The sequence below is a fragment of the Brevibacillus brevis genome (assembly GCF_900637055.1).
Lineage (GTDB): Bacteria > Bacillota > Bacilli > Brevibacillales > Brevibacillaceae > Brevibacillus > Brevibacillus brevis.
Window position 1 is genome coordinate 3,557,827 of sequence record NZ_LR134338.1, and the last position, 20,885, is coordinate 3,578,711.

Annotated in this window: 18 protein-coding genes; 1 reads left to right on the forward strand and 17 read right to left on the reverse strand. The window is 47.6% G+C overall.

The features are described from left to right. Positions 1-4 precede the first annotated feature (4 nt). The 16 genes from EL268_RS16795 to EL268_RS16870 form a co-directional block, all read right to left on the reverse strand. Positions 5-1,228, reverse strand: a complete 1,224-nt coding sequence (locus EL268_RS16795; RefSeq protein WP_106653073.1) for an efflux RND transporter periplasmic adaptor subunit — start codon at positions 1,226-1,228, stop codon at positions 5-7. A 283-nt stretch (positions 1,229-1,511) separates the two neighbouring features. Continuing rightward, positions 1,512-3,374, reverse strand: coding sequence for an oligoendopeptidase F (pepF, locus tag EL268_RS16800; protein ID WP_106653072.1), 1,863 nt, complete (start codon positions 3,372-3,374; stop codon positions 1,512-1,514). Between the two features lie 98 nt (positions 3,375-3,472). Then, a complete protein-coding gene (locus tag EL268_RS16805) occupies positions 3,473-4,759 on the reverse strand; it encodes a UDP-glucose dehydrogenase family protein (protein WP_106653071.1) in 1,287 nt (428 codons plus the stop codon). Positions 4,760-4,771: 12 nt separating this feature from the next. Continuing rightward, a complete protein-coding gene (locus tag EL268_RS16810; RefSeq protein WP_106653070.1) occupies positions 4,772-5,845 on the reverse strand; it encodes a glycosyltransferase in 1,074 nt (357 codons plus the stop codon). Positions 5,846-5,871: 26 nt separating this feature from the next. Beyond that, positions 5,872-6,822: an NAD-dependent epimerase/dehydratase family protein gene (locus EL268_RS16815; RefSeq protein ID WP_106653069.1), complete on the reverse strand. Its 951-nt coding sequence runs from the start codon at positions 6,820-6,822 to the stop codon at positions 5,872-5,874. Then, the gene (locus EL268_RS16820) at positions 6,819-7,622 is read right to left on the reverse strand and encodes a glycosyltransferase family 2 protein (RefSeq protein ID WP_106653068.1); all 804 of its coding nucleotides are present in this window, start codon (positions 7,620-7,622) and stop codon (positions 6,819-6,821) included. Before EL268_RS16820 ends, EL268_RS16815 begins: the two co-directional genes overlap by 4 nt. After that, entirely contained in the window at positions 7,619-8,665 is a 1,047-nt protein-coding gene (locus EL268_RS16825) for a glucose-1-phosphate thymidylyltransferase (protein ID WP_047069035.1), read from the reverse strand. Before EL268_RS16825 ends, EL268_RS16820 begins: the two co-directional genes overlap by 4 nt. A gap of 121 nt (positions 8,666-8,786) precedes the next feature. Continuing rightward, positions 8,787-9,959: a glycosyltransferase family 4 protein gene (locus EL268_RS16830; RefSeq protein WP_106653067.1), complete on the reverse strand. Its 1,173-nt coding sequence runs from the start codon at positions 9,957-9,959 to the stop codon at positions 8,787-8,789. Continuing rightward, a complete protein-coding gene (locus tag EL268_RS16835) occupies positions 9,940-10,362 on the reverse strand; it encodes a hypothetical protein (protein ID WP_106653066.1) in 423 nt (140 codons plus the stop codon). The genes EL268_RS16830 and EL268_RS16835 overlap by 20 nt, the downstream gene beginning before the upstream one ends. 105 nt (positions 10,363-10,467) lie before the next feature. Further along, on the reverse strand, positions 10,468-11,151 hold the full coding sequence (locus EL268_RS16840; RefSeq protein ID WP_106653065.1) for a DnaD domain-containing protein: 684 nt from the start codon (positions 11,149-11,151) through the stop codon (positions 10,468-10,470). A gap of 124 nt (positions 11,152-11,275) precedes the next feature. Then, positions 11,276-12,565 carry an asparagine--tRNA ligase gene (asnS, locus tag EL268_RS16845; protein ID WP_106653064.1) on the reverse strand — a complete coding sequence of 430 codons (1,290 nt, stop codon included), beginning with the start codon at positions 12,563-12,565 and terminating at the stop codon, positions 11,276-11,278. 216 nt (positions 12,566-12,781) lie between these two features. Further along, positions 12,782-15,628: a WIAG-tail domain gene (locus EL268_RS16850; protein WP_106653063.1), complete on the reverse strand. Its 2,847-nt coding sequence runs from the start codon at positions 15,626-15,628 to the stop codon at positions 12,782-12,784. A 177-nt stretch (positions 15,629-15,805) separates the two neighbouring features. Then, the gene (locus tag EL268_RS16855) at positions 15,806-17,317 is read right to left on the reverse strand and encodes an AAA family ATPase (protein ID WP_106653062.1); all 1,512 of its coding nucleotides are present in this window, start codon (positions 17,315-17,317) and stop codon (positions 15,806-15,808) included. Then, entirely contained in the window at positions 17,310-17,837 is a 528-nt protein-coding gene (locus EL268_RS16860) for a hypothetical protein (RefSeq protein WP_106653156.1), read from the reverse strand. The genes EL268_RS16855 and EL268_RS16860 overlap by 8 nt, the downstream gene beginning before the upstream one ends. Before the next feature lie 152 nt (positions 17,838-17,989). Beyond that, positions 17,990-18,469 (reverse strand): cell wall elongation regulator TseB-like domain-containing protein, encoded by a 480-nt coding sequence (locus EL268_RS16865; RefSeq protein ID WP_106653061.1) that lies wholly within the window; start codon positions 18,467-18,469, stop codon positions 17,990-17,992. Between the two features lie 29 nt (positions 18,470-18,498). Further along, positions 18,499-19,203, reverse strand: coding sequence for a hypothetical protein (locus EL268_RS16870; protein WP_106653060.1), 705 nt, complete (start codon positions 19,201-19,203; stop codon positions 18,499-18,501). A 133-nt stretch (positions 19,204-19,336) separates the two neighbouring features. Here EL268_RS16870 and EL268_RS16875 point away from each other — a divergent pair, with 133 nt between their 5' ends. Then, positions 19,337-19,516 (forward strand): hypothetical protein, encoded by a 180-nt coding sequence (locus EL268_RS16875; protein ID WP_126435445.1) that lies wholly within the window; start codon positions 19,337-19,339, stop codon positions 19,514-19,516. A gap of 63 nt (positions 19,517-19,579) precedes the next feature. Here EL268_RS16875 and EL268_RS16880 read toward each other — a convergent pair whose 3' ends face one another. Further along, positions 19,580-20,884 carry an amidohydrolase gene (locus EL268_RS16880; RefSeq protein WP_106653059.1) on the reverse strand — a complete coding sequence of 435 codons (1,305 nt, stop codon included), beginning with the start codon at positions 20,882-20,884 and terminating at the stop codon, positions 19,580-19,582. Position 20,885 lies beyond the last annotated feature (1 nt).

The following is a 20,885-nucleotide window of genomic DNA, read 5'->3' on the forward strand; positions in this document are numbered from 1 at the left end:
GCAGCTATTCTCCCTTCGCCTCTACTTTTTGCCCTTCGACATAGAATGTAATCCCACTTCGCAGGAGCTGGTCGCCTTCTTTCACTCCGGAAACGATTTCGATGGAGTCTCCGACCATTTGACCGGTCTTCACTGGTTTTCTCACAGTCAGTCCATTCTCTACTGCCATCACATAATGGTCTGTTTGACTCACGCCGACACTTTCCAGCGGCACGAGGAAGCCATTCACTTGGCGCGGCACCTCAATCGTCGCGGCCATTCCTCCACGCCAGTAACCATCTGCATTCGGTATCGTGATCTCAACGCGGTACTTCCCTGTATCCTTGTTTACAACTGGAGATATAAATGCAATGGTTCCTTCACTTTTCTTACCATCGTCCGACAAAGCCTGCACCTTGGTTTTCTCACGGAATTGACCGATCAAATCATTGGAAACATCCAGGGTTACCTTCATTTCGGACAGGTCAACGAGTCGAATGATTTCCTGACCTGGAGACACCTGCTCACCAATTTGCAAGTTCACATCCACCACTGTTCCTGTGAATGGTGCCTGAATTTTCGCATCATCCAAGCTCTTTTTCGCACGGTCTACACCGCCGGCAGCAGCTTTAATCGATGCGTTGGCGACCATGACATCTTCTGGTTCCGCTCCTTTTTGAAGTTCATTCAAAGACAGCTGAGCATCGCGCAGGGTAATCTCTGCTTGCGTCACGGCCCGTTTACTCGCATTTATTTCGTTTTGCGAAATGGCTCCGCCAGCAAACAGCTTCTCATTTGTTACGAGGTCCTGCTTTGCTTTATCCAGACTGTCTTGCGCGCTTTTTACCTGCAAACGCTTCTGCTCAATTGCTTCTGCTGTCGCTCCCTTTAACGCCTTGATTTTCCGCGCTGCTGCTTCCTCGACCTGCCCCTGTGCCGCTGCAATTTCTTTTTGGTGGTAACGGGTATCCAATGTGGCCAATAGTTGACCTTGCGCGATTTTTGCACCTTTGGTCGCGGAGATCGCTGAGATCGTTCCCCCCGTACCAAACGACAACACCGCGTCCCGCTTGGCTTCTACCATCCCTGTAACTGCGAGCATCACTGGCTTTGTTGCTTTTTGAACCTTCACTACCTCTACTACCTTCGCCTTTGCCTCTGTCTGCTGCGGTGCCTCTGGTGCTGGCGCTGAGCAACCTGCTGCGACCAACATTACCGAAGCCAGAATAATCGATGCCCGTTTTTTCACAAGAATTCCTCCAAATTTTCACAATCATTCCTCATGGCGTAATTGTGCCAGTTTTTACCTCTGCTGCAAAACAGTCAGCGGGTGGAAATTCATCTCCGCCCCGAGACGGAGACCAACACCTCCTAGCGCATAAATAGATACGCAAAGAAAATGGGAAAGTTACCGTATTTTGGACGACTTAAAGAAAAATTTTACAAAAGGGCCATGAGAGGAGACGTTTTCCACAGAAGTGCAAAAAAGGCAGCCAAGTCTTGGACTTGAACTGCCTTTCGGATATCGTTTCTTAGTTTTGTGTGACCAGCTGTTCCAGTTCTTCGAGCAATTCCTTAAAAACACTCAATGCTTCCGCAATCGGTGTTGGCGACGTCATGTCTACGCCTGCTCCCTTGAGCAGATTGAGCGGATAATCTGAGCTGCCACCCTTGAGGAACTGCAAATAGCGATCCACAGCTGGCTGACCTTCCTCCAAAATCTGCTTGGAAAGAGACGTCGCGGCCGAGAAGCCAGTCGCGTACTTATACACATAGAAGCCGCGATAGAAATGAGGAATCCGCGCCCATTCCAAATCAACTTCGCTGTCTACTACCATATCTGGACCGTGATAGGCAACATTGAGCTCACGGTAAATCGTACTGAGAGATTCGGCAGTCAGCGGCTCTCCCTGCTCTTCTTTTGCATGCACAATTTTCTCAAACTCGGCAAACATGGTTTGACGGAATACCGTACCACGGAACTGCTCCAGATAATGATTAATCAAGTACATGCGCTGTTTCTTGTCTGTCGTCGTCTCGAGCAAATGATTCATCAGAAGTGCTTCGTTCAGTGTGGAGGCCACTTCTGCTACGAAAATCTTGTAATCAGCATAGGTGTAAGGCTGTGCGTGGTTGGAATAGTAGCTATGCAAAGCATGCCCCATCTCATGCGCCAGTGTAAACATGTTGTTGACATTGTCCTGATAGTTCATGAGCACAAACGGGTGTGACGTATAAGCGCCCCATGAATAGGCTCCGCTTGTCTTCCCTTCATTTTCATGCACATCGATCCAACCGTTGGAAAAGCCCTCATCCAAAATGCGACCGTACTCTTCGCCCAGTGGATGTAGTGCTTCTTTAATCGTTGAGACAGCCTGATCATACGGGATTTTCATGTCCGTCTCAGGTACGATCGGCACATACAAATCGTACATGTGCAATTCATCAACACCCAATAATTTTTTGCGCAAGGCAATGTATCGGTGCATGAGCGGAAGATGCTCATGGATCGTTGCAATCAGGTTATCGTAAACAGGAAGCTCCACATTATCGGCAAACAAAGCTGCGTACAGGGCAGACGGATATTTTCTCGTCCGTGCGTAGAAAACATCCCCTTTAATCGCAGATGTCAACGAGGCAGCAATCGTATTGCGGAACTTGCCATACGTACTGTACAGCGCTTCGAATGCTTCTTTTCGCACGCGTCGGTCTTTGCTTTCCATGAACTGCGTATAGCGTCCCTTGGTCAGCTCGACTTCCTCACCGTTTTCATCCGTGATCATCGGAAATTTCATGTCCGCGTTGTTGAGCATTCCAAAAATTTTGGAAGGAGAAGACGCAAGCTCGCTCATGTTTGCCAGCAATGCTTCTTCCTCGGAAGATAGCGTATGTGGCTTAAAGCGGGTAATCTCTTCCAACAAAATGCGGTAGTGTTCAAGACCTTCTACTTCTTTTATCCACGATTGCAAGTCTTCCGTGGGAATGGCCAAAATCTCTGGCTGTATGTACGAAATGGAACCGTATACTTGCGTGCTCAGGCTGGTCGCCCTGTCAGTCAGACCTTGATACTTGCTGTTCGCATTGTCTTCATCTCGACGCATACGTGCATAGACGTACACTTGATCAAGCGTCTTCAACAATTCATCTTGCAGAGTCAACACGGCCAGCAACTGTTTACCGGAAGTAGCTAGAGAGCCTTTCATTGCTGCGATTTTTTCTGTGAGCTGTTTTACTTTTTGTACGTCCGCTTCCCAATCATTATCAGTGGGATACATGTCCTCGAGACGCCATTTGTATTCTGCGGGGACGTCACTGCGTTTCGGCAGTGTTTTGCTTTTATTCACCGTGATCACTCCCTCGTTATTCATGTAAGATGAAATGGTCAAATCATCCATATGTGTATCCTATCGTATTATGCCTACAGGTTCAAATCAGTCAGGCACTTTCACGATTTTCCACAGAAAAAAAGCCGAGCTTTCCCGAAATGGAAAAGTCAGCTTCTCCCTACTCCGATATAGTGAAAGCCTGCTTCCTTCACCTCCTGGTTCGGCCAGGCATTTCGTCCGTCTACCAAGAGCGGCTGCGTCATGCTTTGATGAACCTGTTTCCAATCCAGTTGGACACACTGTTCCCATTCTGTGACCAATAATGCGGCGTGTGCTCCCTCGCATGCTTCTGCCGCGGATTGCGTGTATGTGACCTGCGGAAACTGCTTGCTGACACTAGGTACTCCAATCGGATCGAACGCCTTCACGGAAGCACCTCTTTGCAGGAGTGCTTCTATCAATTTGAGCGATGGCGCTTCGCGGATGTCATCCGTATCCGGTTTAAACGTCAACCCCAAAACGGCAATTTCTTTGCCTTTTAGATCAGGGAGTTGCAAGCACAACTGCTCCAAAAACCAGGCAGGCTGCGTAGCATTCACCTCTCGCACTTTATCCAAAATGCTTAAGTGAATATTGTGCTCAGCTGCGAGCTGCAATAACGCAATCGTATCCTTCGGAAAACAGGAGCCGCCATATCCTACTCCTGCCCGTAAAAATTGCGGACCGATTCGGCTGTCCAGTCCCATTCCCCGCGAGATCGTCACGATATCCGTCCCGAGCGCGGTACTTAACCGTGCTAGCTCATTCATGAAGGAAATTCGGGTGGCCAAAAATGCATTCGAAGCGTATTTGATCAGCTCTGCGTTTGCTCTGGTGGTGATTACTCGCGGTGCCATCACGCCATTGTACAGCTCCTCCATGCGCGCCGCTGCCTGAGGATTATCTACGCCAATGACGATTCGCGAAGGCTCCAATGCGTCCAATAATGCACTCCCTTCCCGTAAAAACTCCGGGTTGGACGCAACAGATACTCCTTGGCAGCCAGCCAGCATCCCCGCGACTTTTTCGCCAGTTCCGACTGGTACGGTACTCTTGATTACCACGATGCGTTCTTGCGGTGCGAGCGAATGGACCTTTTCAATGTCTGAAACAGCCCCGAGTAAATACGTTAAATCGGCTGTGCCGTCTGCTGCTTCAGGTGTCCCTACACAAATATAAAAGATCTCTGCGTCCTTTGCCTCTGTCAGATCCGTATAAAAAGCAAGCGCGCCATCATCCAGTACTTTTTTCAATGCCTCATCTAAGCCCGGCTCGTAAATCGGCGAGATCCCTTGGCGCAATTTTTCTACTTTGGATGCAACGAGGTCAATACCAGTTACCTGATGACCGTTCATGGCAAGGGAGACAGCAGTCGTCAAACCTACGTAACCGGTCCCAATAACGGCAACTTTCATTCCTTCACCTCATCATTTTTTCGAGACACGCAAATAGAGCTCTTCTAGCCTCATCCGCTGCTTATGGATATCATGGTTTTTTTCTACTTTCAGTCGAGCCTCCGTCGTGATCTGTGCCCATTCATGACTTTCTGTTAGAACACGGTTGATCATTTTCCCGAGTGCAGTCGGCGATTTCTCCGGGACAAGATATCCGGTCCTTTTGTTTTCGACCAGCTCAGGAATCCCCGCGTGATAGGTGGAAATGACAGGGCGTCCGCTAGCCATCGCTTCCATAATGACATTGGGAATTCCCTCTTGATTGCCATTTCTCGCTGTCTTGCATGCGAGGATAAACAAATGGCACTTGGCCAGTTCACGCTGGACTTCACGATGTGGCAGTGCACCTTTGAGCACGACTTGTGTGCCTAACCTGTTTTTCTTGATCAGTCGTTTGAGCTTCTTTTTTTCTTCTCCATCGCCGACGATGATTAGCTTCGCCTTGGGATGTTTTTTATGCACCTGGGTAAACGCCTTGATTAACGTATCCATCCCCTTTTTTTCAGTCAGTCTCCCTACACTTAGCAATCGGTACTCCCCATTTTCCACAGGCTGTTGCGGCAGCATCGGAAATTTGCGCAAATCAATTCCTGAACGAATAAGGGTAATTTTAGACGGGGGACAGCCCAGACGAATCAATCGCTTTCTCATGTGATTGCTGACGACTGTAAACGCCTGGCCCTTTCGAAAGAGACGCGTAAGGGACCGTCTGTACACGGGATTTTCTTTTACGCGCTTGGTCGCATCAAAGCCGTGAAAGGAAGTGATCAGGGGAAGCTTGCTTTTTTGTGCATAAGGAAGCAATTCTAATCCAGCAGGACCAAAACGGGCATGCAGGCATTTAATTTTTTTTCGTCGCAGCCAAGTGGAGAGGCCGGCCATATGCTTGCGCACATAGACCGGCGAATAAGGAAATTGTTTTCGGTTAAAGGCTCGCTGTCGGGTCAACACCACGGGTTTGACCACTTGATGTCCAAGCAATTGCTCATAAATAAATGTTTCACTCTTGGGAAGAAACTTTCTGCGATAAACGAGGACCCGATGCATGCAACTGGCCTCCTTTATGACGGGAGTTACCCCTTCGATTGCGAACGAATCTCTGCTAATTGATGGCGAAGGCCCTCTTCTAGCGTTACTTTTGGTTTGTATCCCAAGCGTTGTTGGGCAAATTGGATATCCGCACAGGTTCGCAAGGAATCACCTGCTGGCCCATTTTGATACGCAATGCGAGGGGTTAGATTCATTAACGTGCCCATGATGGATAGCACATCGATGAGCTTGATTTCCCGATCTCCACCCACATTAAAAATGTCACCAGGAACGGCATGCTGTGCAGCGAGCAGATTCGCCTCTACCGCGTCTGTTACATACGTAAAGTCTCGTGATTGCTGGCCATCTCCATAGATGATGACCTGCTCGCCTTTCATCATTTGACGAAAAAAGCGATGAAAAGCCATATCGGGACGCTGTCTGGGACCGTATACCGTAAAGTAGCGAAGCATGGTCACCGGGAGTCCATAAGCTTTCACATATACCGAGCAGATTTGCTCCATCGCTTCCTTGGTCACTCCATAGGGGGAAACTGGGCGAAGAGGCGCATTTTCATTGGTTACGGTCCCTTGCATCGTCCCGTATACCGAAGAGGAGGACGAGACTACGATGACAGGCGGCTTCGGTCTTTGCAAGCAAGCCTCCAGCAATTCTTGTGTAGCCAAAATATTATGGCTAACATAATCGGCAAAGGACTTTCCCCAGCTGTTTCTCACTCCCGGCAAGGCAGCGAGGTGGAAAACAACATCGACGTTCTCGAGCCAAATGTCCCAACGCCCAGTCTGAAGCGTTGTAGAATGGAAGGTGAAGGCAGGATGTTTTCCTATTTCGGCCAGATTACGTAGTTTCGCAGCAACATCGTAGTTATCGATGAACCCGTCTATCCCGATGACTGTCACGCCATCGTTCAACAAGCGCTGCGTCAAATGAGACCCAATAAAACCTGCACAGCCGGTGACAAGAGCTTTCTTCATCGTCTCCGACGCCTCACTTTCTTCAGCCTTCTAATGACTAAATAACCGTTTTTGTAACCATAGATGGCCTTGTACTTCTTGCCCCACCTTTTCAGATAAAATTTGAATGTTTTTTTTCGCAAATAATTTCGGCGGAACTTCATCTTGCTATCCGTGAGCTGACCTTTATGCTTCGTTCGGTTGTAAAGGATTTTGTTGATGTATCTGACCCGATACTTTTCAATTAATCGCAAAATGATTCGCCGGTCCTCCATAATCCTTCCCTCGTACCGATCCGAGGTATCCCAACCACCCACTTGATGCAGTGCATCTACGCGATAACAACGTGGAGAAACCATCCAGCGATTGTACTTCAGAAACTGGTACTTGTTATGAAATGTCTTGTGCGTCACCTTGAACGACTTGGTATACTTTCCGCGCCTAACTTTCCAGATGTTCATGTTGCCATAGAAGAGAGCTGTGCTTTTCTTGCTTTTGTGAATGTACTTTTTGAGCACCGCCAGCGTTCGTTTCGGTAACCAGTCATCGGAGTCGAGTTGTACAAGATAAGGGGTATCTACCATTGACAATGCCTGATTCATGACTTTGCCGATTCCAGAATTTTGTTCCATTCGATGATACATAATGTTTGGGTGGTACATATATTTTTCAATTTTACTTCTGGTTCGATCGGTGGACGCATCGTCAATGATCAACAGCTTCCAATCTTTTGAGGTTTGATTCAAGACGCTTTTGATGGCTTTGCGAATAAACTTGGCGCGATTGTAGGTCGGAATGACTACAGTAAAGGTCGGATTCATACGTCCTCCCTCTTAACAGCCGGAATGCAAATGGACGATTTGTCGCTTACAATGAAAACGCCCGTACTGTTAGAAGATTGACCCGTCATCATCGATGAGCGGCCAAAAACGCTGTTTGTTATTTTCCATGCAATGTCATGCAACGAGCAGTTTTCCAGCAAGATACTATTTTCGAGATACGAGCAATTTTTCAAGCTTACGCCATTTTGGATCGAGACGTACGGTCCGATTTGGCAATTTTCAATCACACAATCATCACCAATTAGTACGGGACCCGTAATCTTCGAATTTTTCACAATGGTTCCTTTGCCAATTTGATGTTGATTGCCTAGCTCCCTCGTAAGCATCCACTGGTTGGCCTCCAGCCAGCGATCGATGGTTCCCACATCCGAATACTTTCCGTTGGTGACGGAATGGGCCAATTTGAATCCGCGATTAATCATCGATTGAATCGCATCCGTTATTTCTAGTTCGCCTCTGGGAGATGGCTGCAGGGTAGCAATCGACTCAAAAATAGGTGGCGTAAACAGGTATGCGCCAATCACTGCCAGGTTGCTCTTTGGCTGACGTGGCTTTTCCTCTACAGAGATTAATCGTCCTTTTTGTACTTCTGCAATCCCATAATCCTGTGGTCTCTCCACTTGACTCAGCATCACGACACCGTCAGATTTCCCCTTCGTAAACGCTTTGGTAAGCCCGTGAAGTGAATCCATCAATAAATTATCACCTAGTAGCAAGATAAACGGTTCGTCTTGCAAAAACGGTTGCGCTAGCTGGACAGCATGGGCAATTCCCAGTCTTACCTCCTGCCTGATAAACGTAATGGTAGCCCCGAATTGACTACCATCGCCCACCATGGGAGGAATCTGTGATTGTGAAGGATGTATCACGATGCCAATGTCCTGAATGCCCACTTCACGCAGTTTGCGAATGCAATAGTGTAAGACCGGGTGATTGGCCACAGGGAGGAGGGTTTTCGGTTGCGAATAGGAAAAGGGGTGCAATCGCGACCCACGTCCAGCACACAAGATTAACCCTTTCACAAGTATCACTCCCCAGTTGTGCTCTGCGATACTTATAAGGTATGCGTATCTGGATAGCTGGACAGGGCAGACGTCCACATCGGCGAAAGAAAAGGCAACCACCTACATCATTAACATCGAATTAACCTGTTTTTAAAAGCTGTTGCTTCTCTTCTCTTCGCGTTGGAACTACGGTTTCAAATACGTTCAGATAGCCTTGCGCAGTTGCATACCAAGAAAAAAACTTTGCTCGTTGCAGAGCCTGTTTGCCCATTTCATTCCGGACGGCAGGTGAACTCCACAACAGTTCCCAGACAGCAGGCAATCCTTTTTCCCAATCTTTTGGCGGGATGATAAAGCCACTTTTCTCGTGAGCAACGACTTCACGAATGCCGCCACGTGGAGTGGAAATGACGGGCTTTCCGGAAGCCATTGCCTCTAAATTGACACGGCAAAACGCTTCTTTCCAAACGGATGGTGTCGCTACGACATCCCCAATTTGGTAGTAAAGCGGCATTTTTGCGGATGGTACGAAATTGACGAAACGCACCTTTTCACCCAAAGGCTTCGCAAGGCGCTTGAGCTCGCGAACATACGGATTCAGGCGATTGCTACCGTATCCCGTACCGCCCACAATGACGAGTCTGGCTTTCGGGTCTTGTTTGCTGACCTGGCGAAAGGCTTTGATCAGCACATGGACCCCTTTTCCGCGCATGAGTCTACCGGCATAAAACAAGATGCGATCATCTGGCTTCAATCCTAGTTCTTGACGCATTTTTTTAATCGCGATCTTTGCAACCTGATAAGGCGTGACATCGACTCCGAGGTGAACCGCATGAATTTTATTTGCAGGAATCTTGCACGTCCGAATAAAATGTTGACGTAAAAATTCACTGTTGGTAATAAAACCCGCTGCCAGTCGAACGGCACGCCGCATATTTTCCTTGCTGATAATCGGCTGTGAACCGTACACGTGAGAGTGCATATTCACAAAGACTGGGATCTTGGGAAAATGGCGTTTTAATGTGAGAACATAGATCGGTCTGTTTTCCACAAGAATGACATCTGGCTTGTTCTTCTTGATATGGTTAATAATCCGGCGCAAATATGGCTTTGGCCCTTGATACGGGACGCGAATGAACTGCCGGTTTTCTTCCACGGATGAGGTTGGATAGGTCGCACATTGACGAGTGTAGATCGTCACGTTATGCATGGGCTCGATCATCTTTGTGACCTCGTCGATATCGTGTTCGACCGAGCTTCCTTTGACCGGTGGCACAGAAAAGGGACCCGGACTAATAATTGCGATGTTCATTTCGCTCGATCTCCCACTCCTTTTTCAGTGAAAGAACTACTTGATACAAGTACTGCAATTGTTTTGTATGGTGCTCTTCAAGCTTCTCCCATCTTTCTTCCCACGAAGCAAGCGCCTCTCTCAGTTCCATCACTTCTTGCTCAAGCTTGTGAACCTGTTCCACGACTGCCTCGTCGGTCTCTCTCATAATAATTTCAAAGGTAGGCTCCAAGACCAGTTCCTTTGGCTGCTCTGCTGTTGTATTTACGACCAACTCCTGGACGTTTTCCGTTTCTTCCTCTTCCTGTTTTTTATTGGCATTTACGATTGAAATACGTTGAACGGCCTCATCTACGACATAATTTCCTGAAAATACACCTGGTGTCACCCAATGAGACAGATCCCATTTTTTCCGTTTTTCCACAAGTCATCGCCTCCTGAAGCTTGCATCTACGTAATATGTTATGACCGACAAGGAAAATGGGTACGTGTACGGTGACATAGAAAAAACCGCTTGATTTAGATGAAATCAAAGCGGTTGCCCGTGGTCTCTCATATTTGCTTGTCTGCGGAAATTCAAGCTGTAAAGACGCGCTTGTTCTACGGTTGTTATCTGTTGCTTTTGCCATTCGAGCAAGATCCTGTCGATATAGCGGATGTGGAGCTTGCCGACGGTTGCAGCCTCACGCAAAGCGGTCAAAATCAATTCTTCCTGATAGCCATCCTGTTCGGTCCACATATGGATATTCTCCAACTCAAACGGCGCTAGCGGGCGGCCAAATGCCTGCTCAAAACGAGCGTAAATGGCAACAGGTTCCGCATCCAGTGAAACGGCCACTTCCATATAAGGGTCCATGCTTCTCGGGTCTGCTTGCTGCTCCCGCCAGGTCTGGTACAGCTTTTTGTACAACGGGGTCAAATTGTATTGCTCATGACGCATGCCAGTTTGTGGGTCAATAAACTCATCTATCGTAATCCAATCTTCTTTTAATAGCTTTTGAAGAGATTGAATCAATCTCCTGCTGGTCATGGACATGCGTTCCTCCAGCTCTGTTAAGGTCGGGAATCGATTCCCTTCCTGCTGAAAGGATAGCAAATGAATCAGTAGCATCATCTCGTCATCAGTCAATGACATACGCTTATACATTTTCAAAAGAAGGTTGGAGACGGATGTTGCTCCTTCTTGCAACAATTGCAATATATGGGAGTCCATAACGCATATTCACCTCTGGGTTGGAATAACAAGGGAGTGCGTAAAACGCGCTGTCAAACAATAGGAACACCCTGCTGCCCTCTCGCAACAGGGTGTAGATCGTTCGTTCACCGATAAAGGAACTCTACGGATAGAGACGATTCAGCATGCGTGGGAATGGAATGGTTTCACGCACATGATCCAGACCGCAAATCCATGCAATGGTGCGCTCCAGACCCAAACCGAAGCCTGAGTGAGGAACTGTACCATATTTGCGCAGATCCAAATACCAGCGATAAGCCTCTTCCGAAAGCTCATGCTCAGCAAAACGTTTCTCCAAAAGTTCTGGATCATCAATCCGCTGGCTACCCCCGATGATTTCACCGTAGCCTTCCGGTGCGATCATATCCGCACACAGTACCACTTCCGGACGTTCAGGGTGTGGCTTCATGTAGAAAGCCTTGATTTCGGTAGGATAATGGGTAATGAAAACTGGCTTGTCGAAGTGGTCCGCAATCATCGTCTCATCCGGTGCTCCGAAGTCGTCTCCCCATTTGATCTCGCTACCTTTTTCCTGCAACAGTTTGATCGCATCATCATAAGAGATGCGTGGGAACGCCCCCGTTACATTTTGCAGTTTTGTTGTATCGCGCTCCAACGTTTTCAGTTCGCGCTCACAGTTTTTCAATACGGATTGTACCACATGAGAAACAAACGCTTCCTGAATACGCAGATTTTCTTCGTGATCCACGAAAGCCATCTCCGGCTCGATCATCCAGAACTCGATCAAGTGACGACGTGTCTTGGATTTCTCGGCGCGGAAAGTTGGACCGAAAGAGTAAACGCGACCTAACGCCATAGCGGCTGCTTCCATATAAAGCTGGCCGGACTGCGAGAGATACGCATCCTCCTCAAAATATTTGGTATGGAACAGATTGGTGGTACCTTCCGCAGAGGTCGGTGTCAGAATCGGTGGATCTACTTTTACGAACCCGTTCTCGTGGAAGAACTCATACATGGCGCGAATCACCTCGGAACGCACAGCCATGACTGCACGCTGACGTGGAGAACGCAACCACAGGTGGCGATGGTCCATGAGGAAGTCAACACCGTGTTCCTTCAAGGAAATCGGATATTCCTGGGCGACCTGAATAATTTCCACACCTGTTACTGTCAGTTCGTAACCGCTTGGTGCGCGGTCATCCGCACGAACTACACCGGTTATGTAAAGTGAGCTTTCTTGTGTGAGCTGCGATGCATTCTCCCACACTTCTTCCGCTACTTCCGCTTTTACTACTACACCTTGGATGAAGCCGGATCCATCGCGGAGCTGCAAAAATTGAATCTTGCCGCTGCTGCGTTTGTTGTATAACCAGCATCCCAGGCGTACTTCTTGTCCAACATGCTGCCCGATTCGGGCAATCGTCGTCAACATTGAATGATTCCCTCCATTTACCATGCCACGCAAATACAGACTAAGTATACCTAACAATTATACTATTGGGGGTCTGTAAATTCAATGAAAGTCTCCCTGCATAATGTTAACCATAAATCAATTATGTAAACTAATGTGCATTTGGGAGACCTGATCTCAACATCGGCCTCCCTGCTTCTGAATCATCCACTCGCCCCATTGTTGTTTCCTACCGAATTATTTATCGTTCTCGATATCGCTATCGTATTCTTCACTACTTTCATAATCTTGCTCGAGATCACTTTCATCCGTGTCTTCTTCATCCATGTCGTGATCCTCCGTGTCATCCTCGTCTGTGTACTCATCTTCCATGTCTTCGTCTTCCATGTCTTCATCATCCGTATCTTCGTCTTCCATGTCCTCATCTTCCACGTCTTCATCATCCGTATCTTCGTCTTCCATGTCTTCATCATCCGTATCTTCGTCTTCCGCGTCTTCATCTTCCATGTCCTCATCTTCCGTATCTTCATCATCCATGTCTTCCTCTTCAAAGTCGTGATCATCGTCACTTTGATCTTCTTCGACCTCTTCTCCCTCCAGATACCCCTTCTCTGTTGACCATTCCAAGATTTCGTGTGGGACATCTACTCCTTTTACTCCAATTCCGATCCAGTGAATCACACCAGTCGCTTCCTGCCCTTCTTGATTGCGAAATACGGTGATGATCGCTGAAGTCCTTTTCGTGTATTTGAGCGATGTATATATCCCCGGTTGATTTGTCATTGCCACCATACAATAATGGGTATCCGCATAAGGCTGTGGCAATCGAACGGTCACATCTGTAGACCTGCTTGTGGCAGAAAGTCTGAATGGGACGAAACCGTATTGTTGCAAGGTTACTCCTATGTGATTATGCGTCTCAATTACCGGAAAGGATAACTTCTCAGGACTAATTGACTCATTCGCAATGTGATGCGTAGTGACAGCTCTGGACGCAATTTTAGAACCGGTCACGGAGTCCTCTGCCAGTTTTTCCTGCGTAATGATCCGGTTTTGCAGATGCTGTTCTGTTATGCTCCTGCTAACAAGATGATTTCCTCTGAGCGTCCCTTCCTTAATGTGAGTTCCATCCAAGCTGCCCTTTATGACATGAGCACCATGAACGGAATGGCTATCCAGCTTGCTCGCATCAATGCTCTGGTCGGCTATTTTATCTCGGGTGACACTGCCGTCCTGTATTTTTTCCTTGGAAATGGAGTTTCCCTGGAGATGGTCCGCATGAATGATGTGACTGTTGAGATGTGTAGACGATATGGCTTTTTCCGCAATTTTTTCCCCCGTGACGGATGATCTGCCCAGATGGCGTGTCTTGATCGCATCTTTGGCTATTTTGGGAGCTGTGATGATGGCATCTCCCAGTTTGCTAGTCGTAATGCTTAGGTCTGAAATTTTGTCTGTGGAAACAGATTCCGGCGCCAATTTTGAGGTGGTCACCAAGTGGTCATGAAGATGCTGCGTCTGGATGATGTACTCGCGTAGATGATTGCCCCCAATGAGTCTGTCAGTCAAATGCTGTTCTTCAATCGATCTCCTTGCCAGCTTTTCTGAGCGAATGGACCCGTCAATCAGATGTCGTGAACTCACGCTCTCATCGAGTAAGTGTTGCTCTCCTACACTCCTGTTCGCCAATTTGTCTGTAGTGACAGCCTTGTCAGCTATCTTGGCTGAGGTTATCTGCTGATCTCCAATTTTTTTAGCCGTCAGCATCCCGTCTTGCAAGTGGCTCGATAGGACACTGCCAGCTTGTAAATGTGTGCTGCCGATTGATTCTTTGGCGAGCTTTTCTGCCGTGACACTGTTGTTGTCCAAATGCTCAGTCAATATTGCATATGGCCCTACTTTATCACTGGTCACTGCTTCTGGATGTAAATGCTGGCTATAAATAGCCTGAAAGGCAATGTGCTGATCCGTGATGCTGCCAACTCTAATGTTGCTGCCATCTATTAGCTCTTCCGTAAGATGATGATGGTAAATGGAGCCTTCACGAATATGCTGAGACTCAATTGAATCTTCGTCTATCTTCGTCGAAGTCACTGCTCCATCGCGTAATTTATCGCCTGTGACAGCTCCATCCTCAATCTTCACGGTGTTGATCACATAATTGGCGAGATTACTTGTTTGAATGGTCCCCATCTTTATTTTTTCCGAAGTAATCGATTGATCCTGGATCAACTCATTCGTGATCGCTTGCTCCTGAATATGCTTGCTCTGGATCGAGTGGTCGGCAAATTTCATGGAGTCGATGGTTTTATCAGCTAACTTCTCGGACGTAATGCTATGGTTGATCAATTTTTGCGCGGAAATCGAATAATCCTGCAAATGCTCTCCGCTTACGATTCCCTGCCCCAGATGATCCCTCTGTACCGCATGCGGTGCGAGTTTGGTGGAAGTTACGCTCTTGTCCGCAAGTTTACTGCTGTCTACAGCATAATCCTTCAAAATCGAATTATCCACGGCGCCTTGCTTAATCTTGGACGCGTCAATGGCACGGTTCGCAATTTTTTCTGTTGTCACCGATTGATCTGTCAAGTCGTCTGTATAGACAAATGATTGGACACGATCATCATTTCGGTCTTTGATGACCTTCGAATAAAAGTTCTGATTGGCAGTTGAGCTTTGTTTGGAGGATACGTTTTGTTTGGATGATGAATCCTGTTTGGACGGTGAATCCTGTCTGGATGGTGAATCCTGCCTGGATAGTGAATCTTGCCTGGATAGTGAATCCTGTCTGGATGGTGAATCCTGTCTGGATGATGAATCCTGTCTGAAAGACGAGTTCTGTTTGGAGGATAGGTCCTGCTTGGGTACTTTGGGAATCGGTTTTTGTTGCTCTTTCGGTGTGGCAGCAGAGATGGGTGGTATTTTCTGAGTGCTCTCCAAATTACTTTCAAGCAGATTTAATTCGAGGTCTTCCATCCACTCCCGATCGGGTGATGATGTATAAGAGAGCGGTAACTCGTGCATGGTCTGCCTAAAGGTTTTGCTCAGGCTTTTGTTTGTTTTTCGCCGGTTCACATTGGCCATAGGGTCTCCTTGCCTCCTGATTTCATTCCCGTATCACTCTTGTAGGATATTCATCCATTTCCGTATTTGGCACCGTGTCTACAAAATTGTTTCATCCTTATTGGCCTAAGTTTCCAGCAAACGCAAAAAACCTGCTTCGCCAACACTCTCATTGGCTAACAGGTTCTTTCTCTTCATTTATACAGCAACTTCTTCTTTCGTTTGTGACAAAAGCGTCCTGAATTCATCGCCTTGCAGAACTTCCGCTTCCATCAATGTGTACAAGCCCGTTTGGAATACGGAGTCATACTGTCTCAAAAGATTGCGAGTTTCTACGAGCAATCCTTCCAGCAGACGCTCAACCTCGTCATGAATACGTCTCTTATCCACATATTGCAAATGTACAATCCCCAGGTCGGACATACCGCTTTGAACAATTTCCTGTGCCATTCCCAGCGCTTGCTCGAAGTCATTCTTCGATCCAGTACTGCGCCCACCGTAGTAGATTTCCTCCGCTACGGCTCCCCCAAGGCTAACCATGATTTGCTTTTCCATCGCTTCCTTGGTATACAGATAGCGGTCTTCCATTGGATTTTGTCGGACGTATCCGAGCGCTTTTCCACGTGGACTCAGCGTGACCTGCGAGACAGAGCCTGGACGCACGACCTCACTGACAATGGCATGGCCCAATTCATGGAGAGCCACACGCTTCTTCTCTTCCTCTGATGCTTGTCGGTCTACCTTTTCACCGAGCATGACCTTGTCCACAGCATAGGCAAAATGCTTCGCAGTGATCTTTTCCTGGCGGTCACGCATGGCGTAAATGGCCGCCTCATTAGCTACACTTTCCAATTGGGCGCCAGAAAAACCGAATGTCTCCTGTGCCACTTTTTCCAGTGTGACGTCCTCGCCTAGCGGTTTATTGGCCGTATGAATGGTCAAAATCTGCTCGCGTGCTGGCTTGTCTGGAAGATCAACGCTGATATGACGGTCAAAACGACCAGGACGCAACAGCGCTGCGTCGAGCATGTCTTTCCGGTTCGTAGCTGCCATGACTAAAATCCGCGGCTTGTCGGTCGTAGCTACACCATCCATCTCCGTCAACAGTTGATTCAAGGTTTGATCGTATTCACGCTGCTGTTGACCGTCCCTTTTCCCACCGACGACATCGATCTCATCGATAAAAATAATCGCGCTGTCTTGCCCATTTTTCTCTGCTAATGCCTTCGCTTCTTGAAACAATTCACGAACGCGTTGTGCACCGACACCCACATACATCTCTACAAACTGCGAACCTGATGCCGCCACAAAGGCAGAATTTGTATAGTTCGCCGCTGCTTTCGCCATCAGTGTCTTACCCGTACCAGGAGGACCTGTCAAAAGAACACCTTTGATGGGGCGAATCCCGTACTGCTCAATTTTGTCCTTGTACACGAGAAAATCAAGCGATTCCTTCAGTTCTTTTTTGGCGCGTTCCTGTCCACCGATATCGGCAAACTGCACGTCCGATTTCGGCAGCTCATGCTTGTTTACTTTTCTTTTCCCACCGAGGGCGACATTCCCGCCTTGTCCATTTTGCTGGCGGATGACCAGAAAGTAAATCGCCCCCAGTACGGCTCCGAACACCAAGAATGGCGTAATGTTTACACCTAGAAAAACAAGAAAAATCAACAGTGCAGGTACGACGCCGATCAGTACTTCCTTACGCACGTGCCGTCACCTCTTTTTCAATCGAACGGGGTATGATGGTGTAAAAATCCTCCGTTCCTTTTTTCAAGTAAACATAAATGTTCTCGTCATCCATCAATGCAGATGCTTCGTCGAGCTGATTCCCTTTTTTCCATTGTTCCACGAGGGCCGGAATGCGGCTATATTCATGCAACTCCACCGCTTCTGTAAACACAAATTGACCGCTCTGCCAGATATCGTTCATCGTCGTCGACTGGTTGGCGATGTCAATGACCACTTCTTTTTCCCCTGCGATCTTTTGTGTTTCCGTTAGCAGATTACGATATTCTGCTGGAAAAGCGTCTGGTTTTGTAACAGTTACATCTATTTGAATTTTATCTTTGCTGATCTCCAAATTGCCCAATGTTGCGGACTGCATCTGTCCTATTTCTGCACGGATTGGCTCCTCAATCTCTATCTTTTGATACAAGAACCATCCGGCGAACAGGAGTGCCAATGTTGCCAGCAAAGATAATCCAATTGCGCTCTTTTTCAACTGCACGGCTACTCCCCCCATAAATATCGTTCTCGTTTTCTCTCTATGCAACGTCCCCAGTATATCATATGAGTATATCAATTTCTTATACAGATGTTGGATGGAATGCCAAACAGGCCTTCTCCCATAAGGAAAAGGCCTGTCGTTATGCAAGCGTATTAGGTTGGCGCGAGCACGTATGAGGTTAACAGAGCGCCAGTGAATAGATCATAGTGAATGTAGTGAAAACGACCGTCTTTATCTTTGACAGTGACTTCCCAAAATTTCTTATCGTTTTCGAGACCAGGAACCAAATGCGTGATCTCCGATTGCGGGAATGATTTGTAAACCGCCTCTTCTACATTCTTTTTTGGAACAGCAAGATCCATTCGATCGAAGCTAACTTTCTGATCGGTCATCCAAGCTACAACCGGTGTTCCCGCCTTATTTTTCCCAATGACGACCGCGTAGCTTTCTTTGCCTCGATATTCATCAATGGATTCAATCTCCGTGATCGTCGTGCGATCGTGGACCCACTGACGAACGGTCTCCTCAAATTGATTGCGCTCTCCTGCTACAGAAGCCGTCAGGTGATAGGCGAACCCAGCCCCCGTAAGTAAAATGACGGCTACAATTGATAGGATAATTCGTACTAACACAGCAAAGTAACTCCTTTACGTGGCTGACATTACAATCGGAATCGAAGCTGGTCTCTCTTCACTCCAACTGCCGTTTGTATTTGCAAATCCAGCTCCAGTTGTCGAAGCTGCCCCGTAGTTGACTCGTACCATAGTTGATAATTGACTTTCATTCCGTTCGTTACGTTCGCAGTCAAACCGTGAATAGGGAAGGATGGACCTAGCCACATCGATAATAGCGAAGTGACTTCCTCAGATGGTACCGCTATCCGATATCCACTCCATCCTTGCCCTGCAGTATCTTCAAGGCGTTCAGGACTAACCGATGGCATAACTCCCTTGAGCAATACTGCGTGCTCATATGGGGTGAACATCGCATACGGCAGTGCAGCATGATCCTGTATCTGGCCATCAATTCGCACCGATACGGGCTGCCCATCTTTTCTGGCTATTTCAAGCTGGTGGCCACCGATTTCTCCTGCGAGCTGAAATTGCTCATTTTGATATCGCCCATGCAAGGTCTGATCCTGCATGTATACCAGAAATGAGCGTTCCTCATCCTTTGTGATCTGCTCCAAAAGCTCCGCTACCGTCGTCGTTGTCTGCTCCGTACCTGCTGTTTGTCTGACCCCAGACGCAGTATCTGTGCTGCCTGTATTGGTTGATCGACTTACTATCCCCAATACAATCCCGAGGAGAAATAGACCGAGTAGGATAGGAATGAGCCACCACAGCATTTTGGGCCGGATGTACATGTCGTCCCCCCTGTCCCATTTTTGTCTTTAGCCTATGCTATACGGGAAGGTTTTAGAACGACACGGAAAAGTTGCTAATCATAGCTTAAGGTCGGGCGGTCATACTACATATACACCCCGAGGAGGTGAGCGCGTGACATCTTCGCAACAAACCACATCTCCTGACATACTTGGGTTTCTGTTACAGGAATACCGCGTCTCCTGGGCAGGATTGTCGTCTCCCTTGCGTCAATGGTCGCAAACACCCACTCTTCATTTTCGCCATCATCTCCTGACAAAAGCGGTGGCAAAAATGAACAACGGAACGTCGTAGTATCCAATTCCCCTACCTACAACTGCACTGCCTTACTCCTGTCCCCCACCTGACAGGAGCCTTTTACCGTTTTAACGTTTGGAATACGCGGTTCGCTTCGTAAATCGCGCGCTCCTCATCAATGGTCAACAGCTTGTGATTACGCATCAAGAATTTACCCGCTACAATCGTATCTTTCACGTCACGTCCATTTGCTGCGTACACCACGTGTGAAATCGGTTGGTGTGCCGGGTGGAAATGAGCTTGGTGACTATCCAGCACGATCAAGTCAGCTTGCTTGCCTACTTCAATGCTTCCGAGCGTTTCCTCTTGGAATACTCCTTCTGCGCCATAACGAGTAGCCATGCGAAGGGCTTCCTCTGCTGGTACAGCTACTGGATCGTTGTTCACACCTTTGTGCAGGATCGCAGCGAGTTTCAATTCCTCAAACAAATTCAAATTGTTGTTGCTTGCCGAGCTGTCGGTACCCAGCGATACACTGACACCTTTTGCCAACATTTTCGGAACAGGCGCAACTCCGCTTGCCAGCTTCAGGTTGCTCACTACATTATGAGAAACTCTCACGTTGTATTTTGCCAAAATGTCGATTTCTTCATCCGTTAAGTGAACAGCGTGTGCGACAAGTGTTGGGCGATTGAACATTCCCAGCTTTTCCAAATGAGCAACTGGACGCAGCCCGTAGTCCTTCTCGTTTTGACCGACTTCCCAAGCAGTTTCAGACATATGGATATGAAGCGGCAAGGACAGCTCATCTGCTTTTTCGATAATTTGGGTAATAAATTCTGGTGAGCAGGTGTACGGCGCATGCGGTGCCATCATGACGGTAATACGCCCGTCTGCCTGATTATGCCATTCTTTTGCAAAAAGAGTCGCGTCTTTCAGCTTTGTTTGACGTTCTTCTTCGGAGCACAGACCGATCATCCCTCTGCAAAGGCGGGCACGCATTCCAGCTGCATCGACTTCCTTCGCCACAACATCCATATGATCATACATATCCACAAACGTGGTGGTTCCGGTACGAATCATCTCAATAAGCGACAGTTGGGTCCCCCATTTTACTGTGTCTCCCGTAAATTGTGCCTCCAATGGCCACATTTTGTCTTCCAGCCATTGTTGCAGCGGCAAATCATCTGCATAACCGCGTAGGAGAGACATACCAGCATGTCCATGCGTGTTGATTAATCCAGGCAGTATGTAGTCTCCTTTTTGATCGATAACTTCATCGTATCCCGCTTCCGACAGGTCCTCAGGAGTTGGGCCCACATATGTAATCTTGTTGCCTTCGAATGCTACGGCACCATCGTAAATGACTTCATTCGTCTCGTTAACGGTAATAACTGTTGCGTGAATGAGGATCGTCTTTTTCATA

Bases quoted from the DNA above. Each gene is read 5' to 3' on its own strand.
- pepF (WP_106653072.1), bottom strand. From the start codon at position 3,374: ATGGATGATTTGACCATTTCATCTTACATGAATAACGAGGGAGTGATC.
- EL268_RS16805 (WP_106653071.1), bottom strand. From the start codon at position 4,759: ATGAAAGTTGCCGTTATTGGGACCGGTTACGTAGGTTTGACGACTGCT.
- EL268_RS16810 (WP_106653070.1), bottom strand. From the start codon at position 5,845: ATGCATCGGGTCCTCGTTTATCGCAGAAAGTTTCTTCCCAAGAGTGAA.
- EL268_RS16815 (WP_106653069.1), bottom strand. From the start codon at position 6,822: ATGAAGAAAGCTCTTGTCACCGGCTGTGCAGGTTTTATTGGGTCTCAT.
- EL268_RS16820 (WP_106653068.1), bottom strand. From the start codon at position 7,622: ATGAATCCGACCTTTACTGTAGTCATTCCGACCTACAATCGCGCCAAG.
- EL268_RS16830 (WP_106653067.1), bottom strand. From the start codon at position 9,959: ATGAACATCGCAATTATTAGTCCGGGTCCCTTTTCTGTGCCACCGGTC.
- EL268_RS16840 (WP_106653065.1), bottom strand. From the start codon at position 11,151: ATGGACTCCCATATATTGCAATTGTTGCAAGAAGGAGCAACATCCGTC.
- asnS (WP_106653064.1), bottom strand. From the start codon at position 12,565: ATGTTGACGACGATTGCCCGAATCGGGCAGCATGTTGGACAAGAAGTA.
- EL268_RS16850 (WP_106653063.1), bottom strand. From the start codon at position 15,628: ATGGCCAATGTGAACCGGCGAAAAACAAACAAAAGCCTGAGCAAAACC.
- EL268_RS16870 (WP_106653060.1), bottom strand. From the start codon at position 19,203: ATGTACATCCGGCCCAAAATGCTGTGGTGGCTCATTCCTATCCTACTC.
- EL268_RS16880 (WP_106653059.1), bottom strand. From the start codon at position 20,884: ATGAAAAAGACGATCCTCATTCACGCAACAGTTATTACCGTTAACGAG.